This is a genomic window from Pseudomonas kairouanensis, assembly GCF_004682055.1.
GTDB lineage: Bacteria > Pseudomonadota > Gammaproteobacteria > Pseudomonadales > Pseudomonadaceae > Aquipseudomonas > Aquipseudomonas kairouanensis.
Genome location: NZ_QUZU01000074.1, coordinates 1 through 17,846 on the forward strand (window position 1 = coordinate 1; position 17,846 = coordinate 17,846).

The 17,846-nt window shown below is 60.6% G+C and carries 13 protein-coding genes and 1 pseudogene; 3 read left to right on the forward strand and 11 right to left on the reverse strand.

Annotation, left to right across the window (positions count from 1 at the left end; all coding sequences use genetic code 11):
- From DYL59_RS30120 to betI, 7 genes and pseudogenes are all read right to left on the reverse strand, one after another.
- Positions 1 to 158 (reverse strand): annotated as a pseudogene (locus tag DYL59_RS30120) (MFS transporter); the annotation flags it as partial.
- Positions 159 to 195: 37 nt separating this feature from the next.
- A complete protein-coding gene (locus DYL59_RS30125; protein ID WP_135292436.1) occupies positions 196 to 1,044 on the reverse strand; it encodes an alpha/beta fold hydrolase in 849 nt (282 codons plus the stop codon).
- A gap of 256 nt (positions 1,045 to 1,300) precedes the next feature.
- Positions 1,301 to 2,617 carry a TldD/PmbA family protein gene (locus DYL59_RS30130; RefSeq protein WP_135292437.1) on the reverse strand — a complete coding sequence of 439 codons (1,317 nt, stop codon included), beginning with the start codon at positions 2,615 to 2,617 and terminating at the stop codon, positions 1,301 to 1,303.
- Positions 2,617 to 4,059: a TldD/PmbA family protein gene (locus tag DYL59_RS30135; RefSeq protein WP_135292438.1), complete on the reverse strand. Its 1,443-nt coding sequence runs from the start codon at positions 4,057 to 4,059 to the stop codon at positions 2,617 to 2,619. Before DYL59_RS30135 ends, DYL59_RS30130 begins: the two co-directional genes overlap by 1 nt.
- A gap of 134 nt (positions 4,060 to 4,193) precedes the next feature.
- Positions 4,194 to 5,897: a choline dehydrogenase gene (gene betA / locus DYL59_RS30140; protein WP_135292439.1), complete on the reverse strand. Its 1,704-nt coding sequence runs from the start codon at positions 5,895 to 5,897 to the stop codon at positions 4,194 to 4,196.
- Positions 5,898 to 6,058: 161 nt separating this feature from the next.
- Positions 6,059 to 7,531 (reverse strand): betaine-aldehyde dehydrogenase, encoded by a 1,473-nt coding sequence (gene betB, locus DYL59_RS30145; protein ID WP_135292440.1) that lies wholly within the window; start codon positions 7,529 to 7,531, stop codon positions 6,059 to 6,061.
- A 91-nt stretch (positions 7,532 to 7,622) separates the two neighbouring features.
- Complete coding sequence (gene betI / locus DYL59_RS30150) at positions 7,623 to 8,216, reverse strand: transcriptional regulator BetI (protein WP_032884029.1); 594 nt, start codon at positions 8,214 to 8,216, stop codon at positions 7,623 to 7,625.
- Between the two features lie 380 nt (positions 8,217 to 8,596).
- Between betI and DYL59_RS30155 the strand changes: the two genes are divergently transcribed.
- Positions 8,597 to 10,531, forward strand: coding sequence for a BCCT family transporter (locus DYL59_RS30155; RefSeq protein ID WP_238340789.1), 1,935 nt, complete (start codon positions 8,597 to 8,599; stop codon positions 10,529 to 10,531).
- A 155-nt stretch (positions 10,532 to 10,686) separates the two neighbouring features.
- On the opposite strand, the gene choV is transcribed toward DYL59_RS30155, so the two are convergent.
- The 3 genes from choV to DYL59_RS30170 all read right to left on the reverse strand — a co-directional run bounded on the left by choV (position 10,687) and on the right by DYL59_RS30170 (position 13,723).
- Complete coding sequence (gene choV, locus DYL59_RS30160) at positions 10,687 to 11,865, reverse strand: choline ABC transporter ATP-binding protein (protein WP_135292442.1); 1,179 nt, start codon at positions 11,863 to 11,865, stop codon at positions 10,687 to 10,689.
- On the reverse strand, positions 11,862 to 12,707 hold the full coding sequence (gene choW, locus DYL59_RS30165) for a choline ABC transporter permease subunit (protein ID WP_135292443.1): 846 nt from the start codon (positions 12,705 to 12,707) through the stop codon (positions 11,862 to 11,864). The genes choV and choW overlap by 4 nt, the downstream gene beginning before the upstream one ends.
- Before the next feature lie 68 nt (positions 12,708 to 12,775).
- Complete coding sequence (locus tag DYL59_RS30170) at positions 12,776 to 13,723, reverse strand: choline ABC transporter substrate-binding protein (RefSeq protein WP_135292444.1); 948 nt, start codon at positions 13,721 to 13,723, stop codon at positions 12,776 to 12,778.
- 415 nt (positions 13,724 to 14,138) lie between these two features.
- On the opposite strand from DYL59_RS30170, the gene DYL59_RS30175 reads away from it, so the two are divergent.
- Entirely contained in the window at positions 14,139 to 15,515 is a 1,377-nt protein-coding gene (locus DYL59_RS30175) for an L-serine ammonia-lyase (RefSeq protein WP_135292445.1), read from the forward strand.
- Between the two features lie 520 nt (positions 15,516 to 16,035).
- A complete protein-coding gene (gbdR, locus tag DYL59_RS30180) occupies positions 16,036 to 17,139 on the forward strand; it encodes a choline metabolism transcriptional regulator GbdR (protein ID WP_005792167.1) in 1,104 nt (367 codons plus the stop codon).
- 106 nt (positions 17,140 to 17,245) lie between these two features.
- On the opposite strand, the gene DYL59_RS30185 is transcribed toward gbdR, so the two are convergent.
- Complete coding sequence (locus DYL59_RS30185) at positions 17,246 to 17,509, reverse strand: hypothetical protein (protein ID WP_105697784.1); 264 nt, start codon at positions 17,507 to 17,509, stop codon at positions 17,246 to 17,248.
- Between the last annotated feature and the right edge of the window lie 337 nt (positions 17,510 to 17,846).

Below are 17,846 nucleotides of genomic sequence, written 5' to 3' on the forward strand. Positions count from 1 at the left end.
CCTTGCATGCGCAGCGGGTTTTCCGCCAGGTCCCGGGCCATGGCCGGCAGCGCCGTGTTCAGAATCGTCCCGTCCAGCGACTGCATGAAGAAGGCAATCGCCACCACCCAGGGGAGCCAGCGGGCGGTCTTGGCATCGAGCGGGACGCGATTCGGCATAGAAAACCCTTTTTGTTAGCAGGCTATGTGTTGGCGATTATGCGCCATCGGCCGTGGCTTTTCCCACCAGGAAATCCAGCAATTGGCGGTGCACCGCTGCGGCGGCTGCGGGGGATTCCAGGTCGAGCAAATGGCCTGTGTGCTCGGCGACCGCAAAGCTGCTGCGCCCCACGTACTGTTTGAACAGGCGGGCTTCGGCGGCGGGTGTGTATTCGTCCAGCGCGCCGTTGAGAAAGTGCACCGGTGTTTCAATCTGCGTGAGGGCGGGCAGGTAGTTGCCGTCGTCCAGGGCCAACACCTGGTGGATATGAAAACGCGCCTGGCGGTACTCGGTGCTGGCCATGTTCGACAGGTGCCGGTGGTTGTTGCGCTTGAGCGCTGGTGACAGGAATTTGCCCACCGTGTCATTGAGCAAATGGCCGACGGCAGACTTGTCATCGGCCTCGATCAACACGCTCACGCGTTCTACATAATCGAGCATGGCCGGGTTGAGGTGGGGCGCCAGGGCCATCACCACTGAGCTTTTGATCGACGGCGGGTTGTGGGCCAGGGTCAGCAGCGTGGAGATACCGCCCCAGGACGCCGACACCAAATGGTTGACCTCAAAACGCTCCACCAGCGCCCGCAGGATCTGCACTTCATCGTCCTTGGTCACAAGATCCAGGTCGGTATTGTGCTCGCGGGAATAGCCCGAGAAGGGCAGGTCGAACAACAGCACATTGAAATGCCCGGCCAGGCACTTGCTGGTGCGGGCGAACGAGCGGGTGGTGGACAGCGCGCCGTTGACCATCAGCACCGTGTCTTTTTGCGGGTCGTTGCCGAGTTGCTCGACGTGGACGTTGTAGTGTTTGAACAGCTTGTGTAGGACGAAACTTCCCTGGTTCATGTCGACGCTCACTTCCTGTGGGTGGCGGTGTGCCACTAACCGTTATAGCGAGGTTTTTTCAGGGCGACAACAGGGCGCGGGGGGACGAGCAAGAGATGGGAATTGGCGGTAGGAAGGTGCGAAGCGAGGTATCAGAAACCAGCACAGAACAATGTGGGAGGGGGCTTGCCCCCGATAGCGGTGTGTCAGAAACAGATGCACTGACTGACACCCTGCCATCGGGGGCAAGCCCCCTCCCACATTAGATTTGTAGTGTTTAGAGGGTCAGTGTCAGGCGGTTTACCAAGGCGCCAGGCAGCAGGTTGGACGAAGTATTGCGCTGCCCATACGTACTGGCCGACAACAACAACTCCCGCTCCGCCGTCAGCGCTTCGAGCTGCGCGCCCAGCAAGCTATACACACTGTCATCAAAGCGCATGGTACTCACCGGCGCCTTGATCTCGCCGTCTTCCACCCAAAACGTCGCAAAGCGCGTCATGCCGGTCAGGCGTGCCGCCGGCAGGTCGGAGTAGTTCAGGTACCACAGGTTGCTGATGTACAAGCCGGTGCCCAACTGCTTGAGGATCTCGGCCTGGGCCAGGCTGCCCGCCGCCATTTGCAGGGCGCTGGGCGATTCGTCGCTGCTGGCGCCGTTGGTGCTCAAGCCGTACTCGGCGGCGCTACGCGAATTGATCAACTCGCCCGCCGCCTTGCCCGCATTGATCAGGGTAACGTCGCCGCGTGGGTAACCTTCGCCGGAAAACCCCTCACTCAGGGAGCCGCTGATCTGCTCGCTCACCGTCACCAACGGGCTCAGGGACTGCTCGCCTGCATACAGTTTTTGCAGCGAACTGCCTTTGCTGGCGATGGCCTGGGCAGAAAAGCCACCCCAGGTGATGATGCTGATGATTTCTTCCATTGCCGCAGGGGCAAGGTAGGCGCGGTATTGCCCCGGCGCCAACGGGTGCAGCGGGCGGCCGAGGTATTCCAATTGCTCACGCGCCTGCTGGAACCGTGCGGCGAATTCGGCGCTGTCCCAGGTATGCCCCGCATAGCTGGCCTTCACCGCTTCGCCATTGGCGTGGAACAGGCTGAAATCGAAGTTGAAGCTATTGGCCTGGTGCCAGCCGAACGCCCCGGATGAACTGGCGAACCCCCGGCTGATGGGGCCCGCGGCGTAGAAGCCCACCAGGTCCACGCCGTCGGCGGCCTGGCTGATGTCTTCAAGCACCTGGGTCAATTCCGGCAGCGGCTGTGCCTGTTCATTGCTGCTTTGCCAGGCGTTGTGGTTGAGCAGCAGGTACGGGTCTTGCGGCAGCAGCGGCAAGGTTTCGCGCAATTGTTGCAGGCCATCGGCGAGGCGCTGGCGATCCAGTTCCGGCTCGCCGGCCAAGGTGATACCCAGGTCGGCATGGCGACCGTCGTTGATCAGTTTGAGCGTGAGGCTGGCCTGTTGCACCTGGCCGGCCTGGCGCACCTTGGCGTGGTTGAAACGTACGAATTCGGACGATTCATCGGCGTAACCCAGGTGAAATTGTTCACTGCCGGTGATGGCTTGCTGTAGCCATTGCACCAATGCCTTGAAGTTGTTCATCAGGCGTCTCCCCCGAATACATCAACGTGACTGAACACACAGGCAGGCGAGGCATGGCCCACGCGAATCACCTGGTTGGGTTCGCCTTTGCCGCAGTTGGGCGTGCCCAATACCTTGAAGGTGCTGGCATCGCCCACCGCGCTGAGGTTGCGCCAGAACTGCGCGGAAATCGCCCGGTAGTTGGGGTTTTTCACTACGCCTTTGAGCTCGCCGTTTTCGATCAGTTGGCCCCATTCGCAGCCGAACTGGAACTTGTTGCGCGCATCGTCGATGGACCACGAACGGTTGGTAGACATCAGGATGCCGCTTTCGATACCGCCCACCAGTTGCGCCAGGCTCTGGTCACCGGCTTCGATATTCAGGTTGGCCATGCGGTCGATGGGCGCTCGGTTCCAACTGCTGGCACGGCTGTTGGCCACGCCGCCCATGCCGGAGCGGAACTGCGACAGCGCACCGCCCAAGGGCTTGAGCAGCAAGCCTTCGCGGATCAGGAACTGCTTGCTGGCCTGGGTGCCATCGTCGTCATGGCCGTAGCTGGCCAACTGCTCGGGAATCTCCGGGTCGAAGGTCACGTTGAGCAGTGGGGAACCGTATTGCAGGTGGCCGAAGTCGCTGGCCTTCACAAAGCTGGTGCCGGCGTAATTGCGCTCATCCCCCAGGATGCGGTCCAGTTCCAGCGGGTGGCCGATGGACTCGTGGATCTGCAGGATCATCTGGTCGGGCATCAACAACAGGTCGCGCGGGCCGTTGGGCGTGTTGGGCGCCAGCAGCAATTGCAGGGCTTCGTCGGCGACACGCGGTGCGGCGCCCACCAGGCCGAAACGGCTGATCACATCAAAGCCGCCTTGCTGGCCGAAGTTGCTGCCGCCCAGGGTTCGGCTTTGGCTGTCGTTGCCATCGTAGGCGGTGACGTTGACGCCGGGGAACACAAAGCGTTGGGCCTGGCGCAGCTCGGCACCGGCACTGTTGAGGTAGATCTGCTCGACGTGGGTCAGGCCCAGGCTGACTTCCCAGTTCACCAGGCGCTCGTCCTTGGGCACGGCGGCCGATTCGCTGCCGAGCAATTGGTAGCAGTCGCTCAGTGACGGGAAGGGCTGTTCGAGTTCGGGTGACAGGTAGTCGGCCACATCGCTGGAAACGGGCTGGTCGCGCAGGTCGAGCAGGGCGTGGGGTTTGATGAGGCGAGCCTGTTGCTCGGCGCGCTCAAGGGCGGCTTGCAGGCCAGCCAGGGAAATGTCGTTGGTCGCGGCATAGGCTTCCACACCGTTGAGACGCACGGTGAGCATGGCGCCTTCGTCGTGGTTCAGGTGGGGTGGTTCGGCGACGTTCTTGCGCACGGCCAGGTACTGGCCGGATTCGCGCACGTAGCGCAAGGAGAAGAATTCGGCGCGGGTGCGCAGGGCGCTGAAGTGTTTTTTGAGTGTGGAATGTTGGTCAAACATTGCGCCAGGCCCTCATCAATGTAGGAGCGAGCTTGCTCGCGAAGATCGTTAACGATAACGCAGCGTGTCTGGTTTAACACGGCGTTCTCGGATTCTTCGCGAGCAAGCTCGCTCCTACAGGGTAATGCGCGAGGTTACTGCGCAGTCGGGCCCACTTCACGCATCGGCTTGCCACGCACCGGCGCATCGCCTGCCACGTAGTAGTCAGCGGTGCTGCGCGGCAGTGGCTGGCGGCCACGGATCTTGTCGGCGATTTTCTCGGCGATCATGATCGTCGGCGCGTTCAGGTTGCCGGTGGTGATGATCGGCATGATCGACGCATCCACCACACGCAGACCCTGCATGCCATGCACACGGCCTTCGCCATCCACTACGGCCATCTCGTCGGTGCCCATCTTGCACGAGCAGGACGGGTGGAACGCGGTCTCGGCGTGCTCGCGGATGAACTGGTCCAACTGCTCATCGGTTTGCACTTCAATACCGGGGCTGATTTCGCGGCCACGGTACTGGTCCAGGGCCGGCTGCTGCATGATTTCCCGGGTCAGGCGGATGCCGTCGCGAAATTCCTGCCAGTCCTGTTCGGTGGCCATGTAGTTGAAGAGGATGCTCGGGTAGTCCCGCGGGTTCTTCGACTTCAATTGGATGCGACCACGGCTAGGCGAGCGCATGGAGCCCATGTGCGCCTGGAAACCGTGCTCTTTCACACCGTTGCTGCCGTTGTAGTTAATCGCCACCGGCAGGAAGTGGTACTGGATGTTCGGCCATTCGAATTCTTCACGGGTACGGATAAAACCGCCCGCTTCGAACTGGTTGCTGGCGCCGATGCCGGTGCCGTTGAACAGCCACTCGGCACCAATGGCCGGTTGGTTGTACCAGAGCAGCGACGGGTACAGCGACACCGGTTGGGTGCAGGCGTATTGCAGATACAACTCAAGGTGGTCCTGCAGGTTTTCGCCGACGCCGGGTAGGTCGTGGACCACTGGGATATCCAGGCTTTCCAGCAGTTTGGCCGGGCCAACACCGGAGCGTTGCAGCAGTTGCGGCGAAGCGATTGCGCCGCTGCACACCAGCACTTCTTTGCGGGCGCGGGCTTCAACGCGTTCTTCGGCGGCGCCGATCAGGTAACGCACGCCAACGGCACGCTTGCCTTCAAACAACACTTTGTCGGTGAGGGCGTGGGTGACGATGGTCAACGTCGAACGCTTTTTAGCGGTGTCCAGGTAACCGCGAGCGGTGCTGGCGCGACGGCCTTTAGGCGTCACGGTGCGGTCCATCGGGCCGAAGCCTTCTTGCTGGTAGCCGTTCAAGTCCACGGTGCGCGGGTAACCGGCTTGCACGCCGGCTTCAACCATGGCGTGGAACAGCGGGTTGTTGCCAGCTTTAGGCGTGGTCACGCTGACCGGGCCATCGCCGCCGTGCCAGTCGTTGGGGCCGATGTCGCGGGTTTCCGCTTTGCGGAAGTACGGCAGGCAATCCAGGTAGGTCCAGTTTTCCAGGCCTGGCAGTTTCGCCCAGTTGTCGTAGTCCATGGCGTTGCCACGGATGTAGCACATGCCGTTGATCAGCGAAGAGCCACCCAGGCCCTTGCCGCGACCACATTCCATGCGGCGGCCGTCCATGTGTGGCTCTGGGTCGGTTTCGTAGGCCCAGTTGTAGCGGCGGCCTTGCAGTGGGAAGGCCAGGGCGGCTGGCATCTGGGTGCGGAAGTCGAAGCGGTAGTCAGGACCACCGGCTTCCAGCAGCAGGACGGTGACGCCTTCGTCTTCAGTCAGACGGGTCGCCAGGGTGTTACCGGCGGAACCGGCACCCACAATGATGTAATCGTATTCTTGGGACATTGGATGTACCCCTTTTTGAAGTGTGGTCAGGTAGGGCCTCATCGGGGGCAAGCCCCCTCCCACATTTGACTGTATTTGCACATCTGAACTTGTGAACACAGTCAGTGTGGGAGGGGGCGTGCCCCCGATGGCGGCCTCACAGGCAATACAAGGCTCGGGTGTCAGAACACCGAGGCGTAATCGCCCAGCTCAACCTGTACCGATTTGATGCGGGTGAAGTTGTTCAGCGAGCTGATGCCGTTCTCACGGCCTACACCGGATTGCTTGTAACCGCCCACTGGCATCTTCGCGTCGGACTCGCCCCAGGCGTTGATCCAGCAGATACCCGCTTCCAGCTGATGAATCACGCGGTGGGCGCGGTTCAGGTCCTTGGTCACCAGGCCAGCGGCCAGGCCGAAGTCGGTGTCGTTGGCGCGGCGGATCACTTCTTCTTCGGTCTCGTAGGTGAGGATGCTCATCACTGGGCCGAAGATTTCTTCACGCACGATGACCATGTCGTCGGTGCAGTCGGTGAACACGGTCGGGGCCACGAAGGCGCCTTTGGCGAAGTCGCCATCGGTCAGGCGGTCGCCGCCGCACAGCAGGCGTGCGCCTTGCTCTTTGCCTTTGGCGATGTAGCCCAGCACGCTTTCCATGTGGGCGAAGCTGACCAGCGGGCCGAAGTTGGTGTTTTCGTCTTCTGGGTTGCCGACGCGAATGCGTGCAACGCGTTCAACGATCTTGGCTTCAAACGCCGCTTGCAGGTGCTTGGGCACGAACACGCGGGTGCCGTTGGTGCAGACCTGGCCGGAGCTGTAGAAGTTGGCCATCATCGCGGTGTCGGCGGCGCGGTCGAGGTCGGCGTCGTCGAAGATGATCAGCGGGGACTTGCCGCCCAGTTCCATGGTCACGTCTTTGAGCGAAGAGCTCGACGCGCTGGCCATGACCTTCTTGCCGGTGTCGGTGCCGCCGGTGAAGGAGATTTTTTCGATGCGCGGGTGCTCGGTCAGCCAGGTGCCGACTTCACGGCCGCTGCCGGTCAATACGTTGAACACGCCTGCTGGAACGCCGGCTTCGGTGTAGATCTCGGCCAGTTTCAGGGTGGTCAGCGAGGTGACTTCGCTTGGCTTGAAGATCATCGCGTTACCGGCGGCCAGGGCTGGCGCGGATTTCCACAGTGCGATCTGGATCGGGTAGTTCCACGCGCCAATGCCAGCGACTACGCCCAGCGGCTCGCGGCGGGTGTAGACGAAAGCGGTGTCACGCAGTGGGATCTGCTCGCCTTCAATCGCCGGCACCAGGCCTGCGTAGTATTCCAGCACGTCGGCGCCGGTGACGATGTCGACGTACTTGGTTTCGGAGAAGGCTTTACCGGTGTCCAGGGTTTCCAGGGCGGCCAGCTCGTCGTTGCGCTCGCGCAGGATGTCGACGGCACGACGCAGGATGCGCGAACGCTCCATGGCGGTCATGGCGGCCCAGATCTTCTGGCCTTTCTCGGCGCTGACGACGGCGCGTTCAACGTCATCAAAGGTGGCGCGTTGCACTTGGGCGAGAACTTCACCGTTAGCCGGGTTGATGGCTTCGAAGGTGGCATCGCTGCCAGCATCGCTGTAGCCGCCGTCAATGTAGAGTTTTTGCAGTTCGAAACGGGCCATAAAGTCCTCGCAAGTGCATAAGTGGTTGGCGTGACCACCACACCGGTGGCCGGTGCGGCAGCGTTCAGGGGTTGAGCGGTTTATGTGTGCTCTAACTCACCTGCTTGGCCAATTGGAAATCCATGTATTCGTAAGCGATCCGTTGCGCCTGCGCTGTGTCGAAAGCGTCTCCCGACAGGGCGCCGCGCAACCACAAACCGTCGATCAGGGCCGCCAGGCCTCGGGCTGCTTTGCGTGCGTGCGGCAGCGGCAGCGTTCGGCGGAACTGGCAGCACAGGTTGGAATACAGACGTTGATCGTTGATCCGCTGCAACCTGTGCAATGACGGGTGGTGCATGCTGGTGGCCCAGAAGGCCAACCAGGTTTTCATTGCCGGTCCGTTGACCTGGCTGGCGTCGAAGTTGCCCTCGATGATCACCTGAAGGTGGGCCCGTGGGCTGTCGTCCGTCAGCGCAAGCCTGCGTTCGTGGACGTTCTCGATCAGCGCGTTCATCAAGTAGCGCATCGTCGCTGCAATAAGGCCGTTCTTGTCCTTGAAGTAGTGACTGATGATGCCGTTCGAAACGCCGGCCAAACGGGCGATCAGCGCAATGCTGGCATCTCCCATCCCGACCTGATCGATGGCCGTCAACGTGGCTTCGATCAATTGCTGGCGGCGTATGGGTTGCATACCGACCTTGGGCATGTAGCACCTCTCCTTAGGCCTGCCGATGGGCGATGAACGTCCGTCGGCTTGATGGCCAGTCTATTTTGTTTTGATTGAACGTTCAATCAACAAAGAATAAGATCTGCGACAAATGGTCGCTGCCTACAGATGTTTCCTACCTGGGAGCCGCGACAAATGACACCTGCAAAAACCCTTGAAACGCCCTGTTTACTGGTTCGGTAGGGGTGCAAGGATTTTCGGGATGTCTTTATAACACCCGTCCGTCGCCTGCCCATAAAGCGATGTCCCGGGATAACCGCTGCCTTGTGTTTCTCTTTCGCACTGCCCGGAGCATCTGCGCCATGAGTTCTGCCTCTCTTATAAAAACCCCGCCGGAAAAGGTGCGGGTCAACGGTTGGGTGTTCTACACCTCCACCGCGTTGATTCTGTTGTTGACTGCCATCCTGATCATCGCCCCGCAGGAGGCCGGGCGCATGCTCGGTGTCGCGCAAGCCTGGCTGTCGAAAAGCTTTGGCTGGTACTACATGGTGGTCATCGCCGCCTACCTGGTGTTCGTGGTGGGCCTGGCGTTTTCCTCCTACGGCAAATTGAAACTGGGCAGCAAGGACGACACCCCGGACTTCAGCTACGGCGCCTGGGCCGGCATGTTGTTCTCCTCGGGCATCGGCATTTCGCTGCTGTACTTCGGCGCCTCGGAGCCGTTGGATCACTACTTCAACCCACCCGAAGGCGCCGCCGCCAGCAACGGTGCGGCCCGTCAGGCGCTGCAGTTGACCTTCCTGCATTGGGGCCTGCACGGCTGGGCGATCTATGCGTTGGTGGGGTTGGCCGTGGCGTACTTCGCCTACCGTCATAACCAGCCGTTGGCCTTGCGTTCGGCGCTGTACCCGCTGGTGGGCGAGCGTTGGGTGAAGGGCGCGGCCGGCCACGCGGTGGACGGTTTCGGCATGTTCGTGACCCTGCTGGGCCTGGTGACCAACCTGGGGATCGGCTCGATGCAGGTGTCGTCCGGATTGGAAAACCTGTTCGGCATGGAACACAGCAACACCAACCTGCTGATCGTGATCATCGTGATGAGCACCGTGGCGACCATCGCCGCTGTGTCGGGGGTGGAGAACGGCATTCGCCGCCTGTCCAACCTCAACATCGTGCTGTTCAGCGGCTTGCTGATCTTTGTGCTGTTGTTCGGCCCCACCTTGCACTTGCTCAACGGCCTGGTGCAAAACACCGGTGACTACCTCAACGGCATCGTGCTGAAAACCTTCGACCTTTACGTGTATGAAGGCGATGGCGCCAAGACCGAACGCTGGATGGGCCTGTGGACCCTGTTCTACTGGGCCTGGTGGATTTCCTGGGCGCCATTTGTGGGCATGTTCATCGCGCGCATTTCCCGTGGTCGCACAGTGCGTGAACTGGTGGCCGGCGTGCTGCTGATCCCGCTGGGCTTTACCCTGGCGTGGCTGTCGATCTTCGGTAACTCGGCGCTGGACCTGGTGCTTAACCATGGTGCGGTGGAGTTGGGCAAGACGGCGCTGGAGCAACCCTCCATGGCCATCTATCAACTGCTTGAGCATTACCCCGCGTCGAAAGTCGTCATCGGTGTGTCGATCTTTGTGGGCTTCGTGCTGTTCCTGACCCCGGCGGATTCCGGCGCGGTGATGATGGCCAACCTTTCTTGCAAAGGCGGCACTGTGGACGAAGATGCGCCGCACTGGCTGCGGATCTTCTGGTCGGCGGTGATCACGCTGGTGACCATCGGCCTGCTGTTTGCGGGTAACTTCGAAGCCATGCAGACCATGGTGGTGCTGGCGGGCCTGCCGTTCTCGGTGGTGCTGATCTTCTTTATGTTCGGTTTGCACAAGGCGATGCGCCAGGACGTGGCCATCGAACAGGAGCAGGCGCAATTGGCCGAACGTGGCCGTCGGGGTTTCAGCGAGCGCCTGACCGCGCTGGACCTGCAGCCGAGCCAGGGCACGGTGCAGCGTTTCATGGACAAGCACGTAACGCCGGCGTTGGAAGAAGCGGCCGTTGCGCTGCGTGACCAGGGCTTGGAAGTGCAGACGCTGTTGGGAAAATCCAAGCGCTGCATCGGTGTGCGCATCGAAATGGAAGAGGGCAACCCGTTTGTCTATGAAGTGAGCCTGGACGCTTACTCGTCGGCCCCGACGGACTTGCCTGAAGAAGAACGCACCCGTTACTACCGGGCCGAGGTGTACCTGCACAACGGGCCTCAGGAATACGACCTGATGGGCTTTACCCAGGACCAGATCACCCGGGATGTGCTCGATCAGTTTGAAAGCCATCGGCAGCTCCTTGGCCGGGTGTATAGCTGATAGTTGAAGCCTGGCAGTGTCCTCACTGACACTGCTGGGTCTAAATGTGTAAACAGATCTAAATGTGGGAGGGGGCTTGCTCCCGATTGCAGTGTGTCAGTCAGCACTTCTGTTACTGATGCACCGCTATCGGGAGCAAGCCCCCTCCCACATTTTTAGCCCAGGTTCTTGCCCAGGAGGGCATGGTACAGCTCGCTATCCCCCAAGATCCCCACCACTTTGTTGTTGTCATGCAACACCAGCTTATTCCCGGTGTGATAACGAATCTGCAGCGCATCGCGCATGCCGATATTGGAATCCACCAGCGTCGGCAACCGACCCAAACCTTCCACCGCTTGCCCCGGTGCCCAGTTCTGCAAACTCATCACCGCGCCATTCTGGCGAGCGCCCTGGATGGTGTTGCCTTCGGCCAGGTCCAGCCATGAGTCGCCACCCGGATCGAGACAGACTGAGCCGTTGACGCGTTTGCAGTTGTCCAGGGTGCGCATCAGGCTGCGGCCGCACAGCACGTTCAGCGGGTTGGTGTGGGCGACGAAGGTACGCACATAGTCATCCGCCGGGTTCAGCACGATCTCTTCCGGCACGCTGTACTGGATGATCTTGCCGTCTTTCATGATCGCGATGCGGCTGCCCAGTTTGAGCGCCTCGTCCAAGTCGTGGCTCACGAACACGATGGTCTTGCTCAGCTTGCGTTGCAGCTCCAGCAATTCGTCCTGCAAGCCTTGGCGGATCAACGGGTCGAGGGCCGAGAAGGGTTCGTCCATCAATAGAATGTCGGCGTCCATTGCCAGTGCACGGGCCAGGCCCACACGCTGCTGCATGCCGCCGGAGAGTTCGTCCGGCTTCTTGTTGCGCCACTGCGTCAGGCCCACCAGTTCCAGTTTTTCGTCCACCAGCTTACGTCGGTCTTTCTCCGGGCGGCCCTGCATTTCCAGGCCGAAGCTGATGTTTTCGCGCACCGTCAGCCACGGCATCAGGGCGAACTTCTGGAACACCATGGCGATGCGCTTGGTGCGCATCATTTTAAGCTCTGCGGGTGTGCACGAAGCGATGTCGATCTGACGCCCTTCATGCTCCACAAACAGCTGGCCACGGCTCACGGTGTTGAGGCCGTTGATGCAGCGCAGCAGGCTCGACTTGCCCGAGCCCGACAGGCCCATCAGCACGCAGATCTCGCCTTTCTCGATATCCAGGCTGGCTTTTTCAACGCCAACGATCTGCCCGGTCTTTTTCAGGATTTCGTTGCGGCTCATGCCCTGGTCCAGCAGCTTGAGCGCTTCGCGTGGGTCTTTGGAGAAGATCACATCGACATTGTCGAATCGGATAATGCTCATGCATCACCCCCTACTTTGGCGTCGGGTTGTTTGCAGATGCGGTCGAGCATGATGGCCAGCAGTACGATTGCCAGGCCGGCTTCAAAGCCCAGGGCAATGTCAGCGGTGTTGAGTGCGTTGACCACCGGTTTACCGAGGCCGTCGGCGCCCACCAGGGCCGCGATCACCACCATCGACAACGACAGCATGATGCATTGGGTAATGCCGGCAGCGATGCTCGGCATGGCGTGGGGCAGTTCAATGCGTGAGAGCAACTGACGGCGCGAGCAGCCGAAGGCTTTGCCAGCGTCGAGCAGCTCTTGGGGAACGTCTCGGATACCCAGGTAGGTCAGGCGGATCGGCGCGGCAATCGCGAACACCACCGTCGAGATCAAACCAGGCACCACACCCAGCCCGAAGAGGGTCAGGGTAGGGATGAGGTAGACGAAGGTCGGTACGGTCTGCATCAGATCGAGCACCGGCCGCATCATGGTGTAGAACAACGGTTTGTGCGCGGCAACAATGCCCAGCGGCACACCGATGACCACGCAGACCAGGGTGGCGAACAGCACTTGCGCCAGGGTCTCCATGGTTTCCTGCCAGTACCCCAGGTTCAGGATCAGCAGGAAGGAGGCGATGACAAACACCGTCAGGCCCCATTTGCGTTGAATGAAGTGAGCCAGCAGCGCAATCAGACCGATCAATGCCAGCGGATTGAACCAGGTCAGCGCGAACGTCACGCCGTGGATCATCGTTTCCAGGGACGATGCGATTGCGTCGAAATAGTTGGCGCCGTGTTGGGTCAACCATTCGACGAAGGCAGCGATGTACTGGCCTAGTGGGATTTTCTGTTCAGTCAGCATGGTAGTGAATGTCCACATGCGAAGAGGGAAAACATCCCGGGGCAGCGCACCGCCCCGGGGACAACGGATTACTTGGCGAGGTAGGCTTTAACGGCGTCGAGTCCTGGTTTGCCATCAACGGTGGTGACACCGGCGAGCCAGGTGTCGAGCACTTGCGGGTTGGCCTTGAGCCAGGCCTTGGCGGCAGCGTCAGGCTTTTGTTTGTCGTCCAGCACTTTGCCCATCAGGGTGCTTTCCATGTTCAGGGTGAACGACAGGTTTTTCAGCAGTTGACCCACGTTGCTGCATTCCTGGGTGTAGCCCTTGCGCACGTTGGTGTAGATGGTGGCCTGGCCGTAGTTGGGGCCGAACGAATCGTCACCCCCGGTCAGGTACTTCATCTTGAAGCGGGTGTTCATCGGGTGCGGTTCCCAGCCGAGGAACACGATGGCCTGGCCACGCTTGGACGCGCGTTCGACCTGGGAGAGCATGCCCGCTTCGCTGGATTCGACCACCTTGAAACCGGCGGTCTTAAGGCCAAAAGCGTCTTTGTCGATCAGCGTCTGGATGGTGCGGTTGCCGTCGTTACCCGGCTCGATGCCGTAGATCTTGCCGCCCAGCTCGTCCTTGAATTTGGCGATGTCGGCGAAGTCTTTAAGGCCCTTGTCGTACAGCGCTTCCGGCACCGCCAGGGTGTACTTGGCGTTCTCAAGGTTGGCGCGCACGGTTTCCACGGTGCCGGCATCACGGTACTGCTTGATGTCGTTTTCCATGGTCGGCATCCAGTTGCCGAGGAAGATGTCCATGTTCTTGCCGTCGGCCAGGGACTTGTAGGTCACCGGTACCGAAATCATCGTGGTGCGTGGCTTGTAGCCCAGGCCCTTGAGGACTTCGCTGGTGGTCGCGGTGGTGACGGTGATGTCGGTCCAGCCGACATCGGAGAAGTTGACGGTCTGACATTGTGCCGGTTCTGCAGCGTGCGCCAGGACTGGCAGACTCAGCATGGCGGCCAATAACAACGAGGGTGAACCTTTCATGGGGCTAGACTCCTGTGTTTTTTCTGGCGGCGTTCGCCGCGCTTTATAAGTGTTGCGGTTAGAGCGTGGGATCACAGCTCTGGCACGGCGCCTTGCAAACGAGTCGAGACTGATCATGTACCAGTGAAAATCTGTCGCCTACAGGGGGCGTCGTATCCAGTACAGGGATGGTCGTATCCAGTGTCGGTGACGTCGCTTACAGATTTTTCCAGTGGCAAAACCAAGGTTTTTGCCCATCTGCACCGTTAAAAACGGCCAAAACCCACGTTCGTACGGCAGCGGCGTTAGTGAGCATGGTTACGTCGGTGTGAGACGCCGTGAGGGCTGCCAAAAGCTTGATGATGCCGCCATCTGGGCGATCTGAGCGTAGCACCTCGTTCAAGCCTGGCCGTGCTTATCGAGGAGTTCTACCGCAATGGCTATCAGCGTTTTCGACCTGTTCAAGATCGGCATCGGGCCTTCGAGTTCTCACACCGTCGGCCCCATGCGCGCCGCGGCGTTGTTCGTTCAAGGGTTACGTGAACGTGAACTGTTGGAACAAGTGCGGCGCGTCGAAGTTCAGCTCTACGGCTCGCTCTCGGCCACCGGCATCGGCCACGGCAGCGACACCGCGACCATCATGGGCTTGATGGGCGAGTGGCCGGATGCAATTGATCCGTCGCAAATCGGCATTCGCATCAGCACCCTTCGCGAGACCGACACCCTGCTGCTGGACGGGCGTTTACCGGTGCCCTTCATCTGGGCGCGGGACATGCAGTTGCTCGATGAAAACCTGCCGTTTCACCCCAACGCCATGACCCTGATTGTGCATGGAGATAACGGCGAGTTATTCCGTGACACTTATTACTCGGTAGGTGGCGGTTTTGTGGTGGACGAAGCCCAGGCGCAAAGCGGCGTGGCGGATATGGACCGCACCGTGTTGCCGTACGATTTTTCCAGTGCGGTGGAGTTGTTGCAGCTGTGCAAGACCCACAACCTGCGCGTCGCCGAATTGATGATGGCCAATGAAAAGGTGTGGCGCAGCGAAGACGAAATCCGCAGCGGCCTGATGAAGCTCTGGCGCGCCATGCAAGATTGCGTGGAGCAAGGCCTCAAGCACGAAGGCATCCTGCCCGGCGGCCTGAACGTACGCCGTCGCGCCGCCAAGTTGCACCGCAGCTTGCAGGAACTGGGCAAGCCCAACGTGATCGGCTCGACCTTGAGCGCCATGGAATGGGTCAACCTGTTCGCCCTGGCGGTCAACGAAGAAAACGCCGCCGGTGGGCGCATGGTCACCGCACCCACCAACGGCGCAGCGGGGATCATCCCGGCGGTGCTGCACTACTTCATGAAGTTCAGCGAAGAAGTCACCGAAGCCAACGTGGTCGATTACATGCTCGGTGCGGCGGCAGTGGGCATCCTGTGTAAAAAGAACGCTTCTATCTCGGGTGCTGAAGTGGGTTGCCAGGGGGAAGTGGGTTCGGCTTGCGCCATGGCCGCTGCCGGCTTGGCAGAGATCCTCGGCGCCACGCCGGAGCAACTGTGCAACGCCGCCGAGATTGGCCTGGAACATAACCTGGGCCTCACCTGCGACCCGGTGGGCGGGCTGGTGCAAGTGCCGTGCATCGAGCGCAATGCGATTGCGGCGGTGAAGGCGATCAACGCGGCGCAGATGGCCTTGCGGGGCGATGGCCAGCACTTCATTTCGCTGGACCGGGTGATCCGAACCATGCGTGATACCGGCGCGGATATGCATGACAAGTACAAAGAGACATCGCGGGGTGGGTTGGCGGTTAGCGCGGTAGAGTGCTGAGACCGAGTCGCCTGTATTCGCGAGCAAGCCCGCTCCCACATTCGACCGTGTCTTTTCAGGAAGTACGTGGTCAAGTGTGGGAGCGGGCTTGCTCGCGAATGCGGTGGTCCAGACAACACTGCTCATAAAGTGAACACCAAAACCAAAAGCGCCACCTTTTAGCGCGTCGCAAATAGATAAGTAGCTTGCGAACGATTTCCCGCTCGACCGCCCGTCACCCGTGCTTGGGGTGACAGACTTCTCCTACAGCCTCAAAGCGCCTTCCCACAAGTGCTACCGAACTGCTCACGTCCCTTGCTTGGGACTATTCCTACGCCCATTTCCTGCCATAACCTCACTTGCCACGCGGGCTTATATAGACGCGTCAAAACGTCGTTTTTAGGAGTTATTGGACGGCCATTCAATTTTAGGCATGGCATTTGCTCTATCAAACCAAAGCCTCTCACCTCGCTGGTTGAAGAGCGCAATAACAAGAGCCTCGCCTGAGGCCATCACCCGCTTTGTGTGAGGAGATACCGCGATGACGTCGTTCAACTCAGGGGCCCAACCCCAGAACCGTGCGCCTCAATCCATCGGCTTTTTGCTGCTGGACAATTTCACGCTGATTTCCCTGGCGTCCGCAGTCGAGCCCCTGCGCATGGCCAACCAGCTGTCCGGCCGCGAGTTGTATCGCTGGACCACCCTGAGTGTCGACGGCAACCAGGTATGGGCCAGCGACGGTCTGCAAATCACCCCCGATGCTTCCATGCACAAAGCCCCGGCCCTGGACACGGTAATCGTGTGCGGCGGCGTGGGTATCCAGCGCACCGTCACCCGTGAGCATGTGTCGTGGCTGCAAAGCCAGGCGCGTCAGTCCCGCCGCCTGGGCGCGGTGTGCACCGGCAGCTGGGCCCTGGCCTGCGCCGGTTTGCTCGATGGTTTCGATTGCAGCGTGCACTGGGAGTGCCTGGCCTCGATGCAGGAAGCCTTCCCCCGCGTGGCCATGAGCACCCGCCTGTTCACCCTCGACCGCAACCGCTTCACCAGCTCCGGCGGCACCGCGCCGTTGGACATGATGCTGCACCTGATCAGCCGCGATCACGGGCGTGAACTGTCGGCCGCGATCTCCGAGATGTTCGTGTACGAACGTATTCGCAACGAGCAGGATCACCAGCGCGTGCCGCTCAAGCACATGCTGGGCACCAACCAGCCGAAGCTGCAGGAAATCGTCGCGCTGATGGAAGCCAACCTGGAAGAACCCATCGACCTGGATGAACTGGCGGTGTACGTCGCCGTGTCCCGTCGCCAACTGGAGCGGCTGTTCCAGAAATACCTGCACTGCTCGCCGTCGCGCTACTACCTCAAGCTGCGCCTGATCCGTGCACGGCAGTTGCTCAAGCAAACGCCGATGTCGATCATCGAAGTGGCGTCGGTGTGTGGGTTTGTGTCCACGCCGCACTTCTCCAAGTGCTACCGCGAATACTTCGGCATTCCGCCACGGGATGAGCGTGTGGGCTCCAACACCACCCAGCAGGTGGCGATGATGCCGATTCCGCAGGCGCTGGTGTTGTCACCGTTGTCGGGGCCGATGTCGGCGTTGAGCCAGGCGCGCAATGAGTCGACGTTTGCCAGTGTGAGGCTCTAGACCGAGTCGCCTGCCTTCGCCAGCAAGCCCGCTCCCACATTCGACCGCATTCTCATGTGGGAACTCGGTCAACTGTGGGAGCGGGCTTGCTCGCGAAGGCGATTCATCAGGCGCCAGAGTTCTGCTTGAACTGCACAAGAGCCGGCAACAACTGCTTATCGATCGCCTGCCTTACCGCCGGCAAAATCGTCGCGCTACCGGTGTACATCTGCTCCACCATGCCCTTGAGCGCCTTGGCTCGCGCGGCGCTCAAACCACGCACGGCGCACTCGCAAGCCTGCTCGGCGGTTGCGCCGCTGGACACCTCGAAACCCAGCGAGCGCAGTTGGCTCAGCAGGTCATCCTGGTCAATCAAATCCGCATGCATCATGACGTTTATCCTGGTGAAGGGAGCGGGGTTTGACTTGGATTCTGGTAGCCGCCCAAGCGGTCGGCAAGGGCCGATTGCGCGAATGCCTCAGATGGCTATGAACATGTCGTTTTCGGGCCATTTGCCGACAGAACTAATAGGCACACTGACGCCCAAGCAAGCAACTTGAAGGTTTGGTCACCCTCAGGATGTACGGCTCTCACAAGGCACTCTGCCCCGATCTTGTCACGGCTTGATCGGGGCTTTTTTTATGCCGATAACGCGACCGAGCAGGGCAGGAAGCGGCAGGTCGGTTTGCTCCTGGCTGATCGCCGAGAGGCGTTGCAATGTGGTCTGG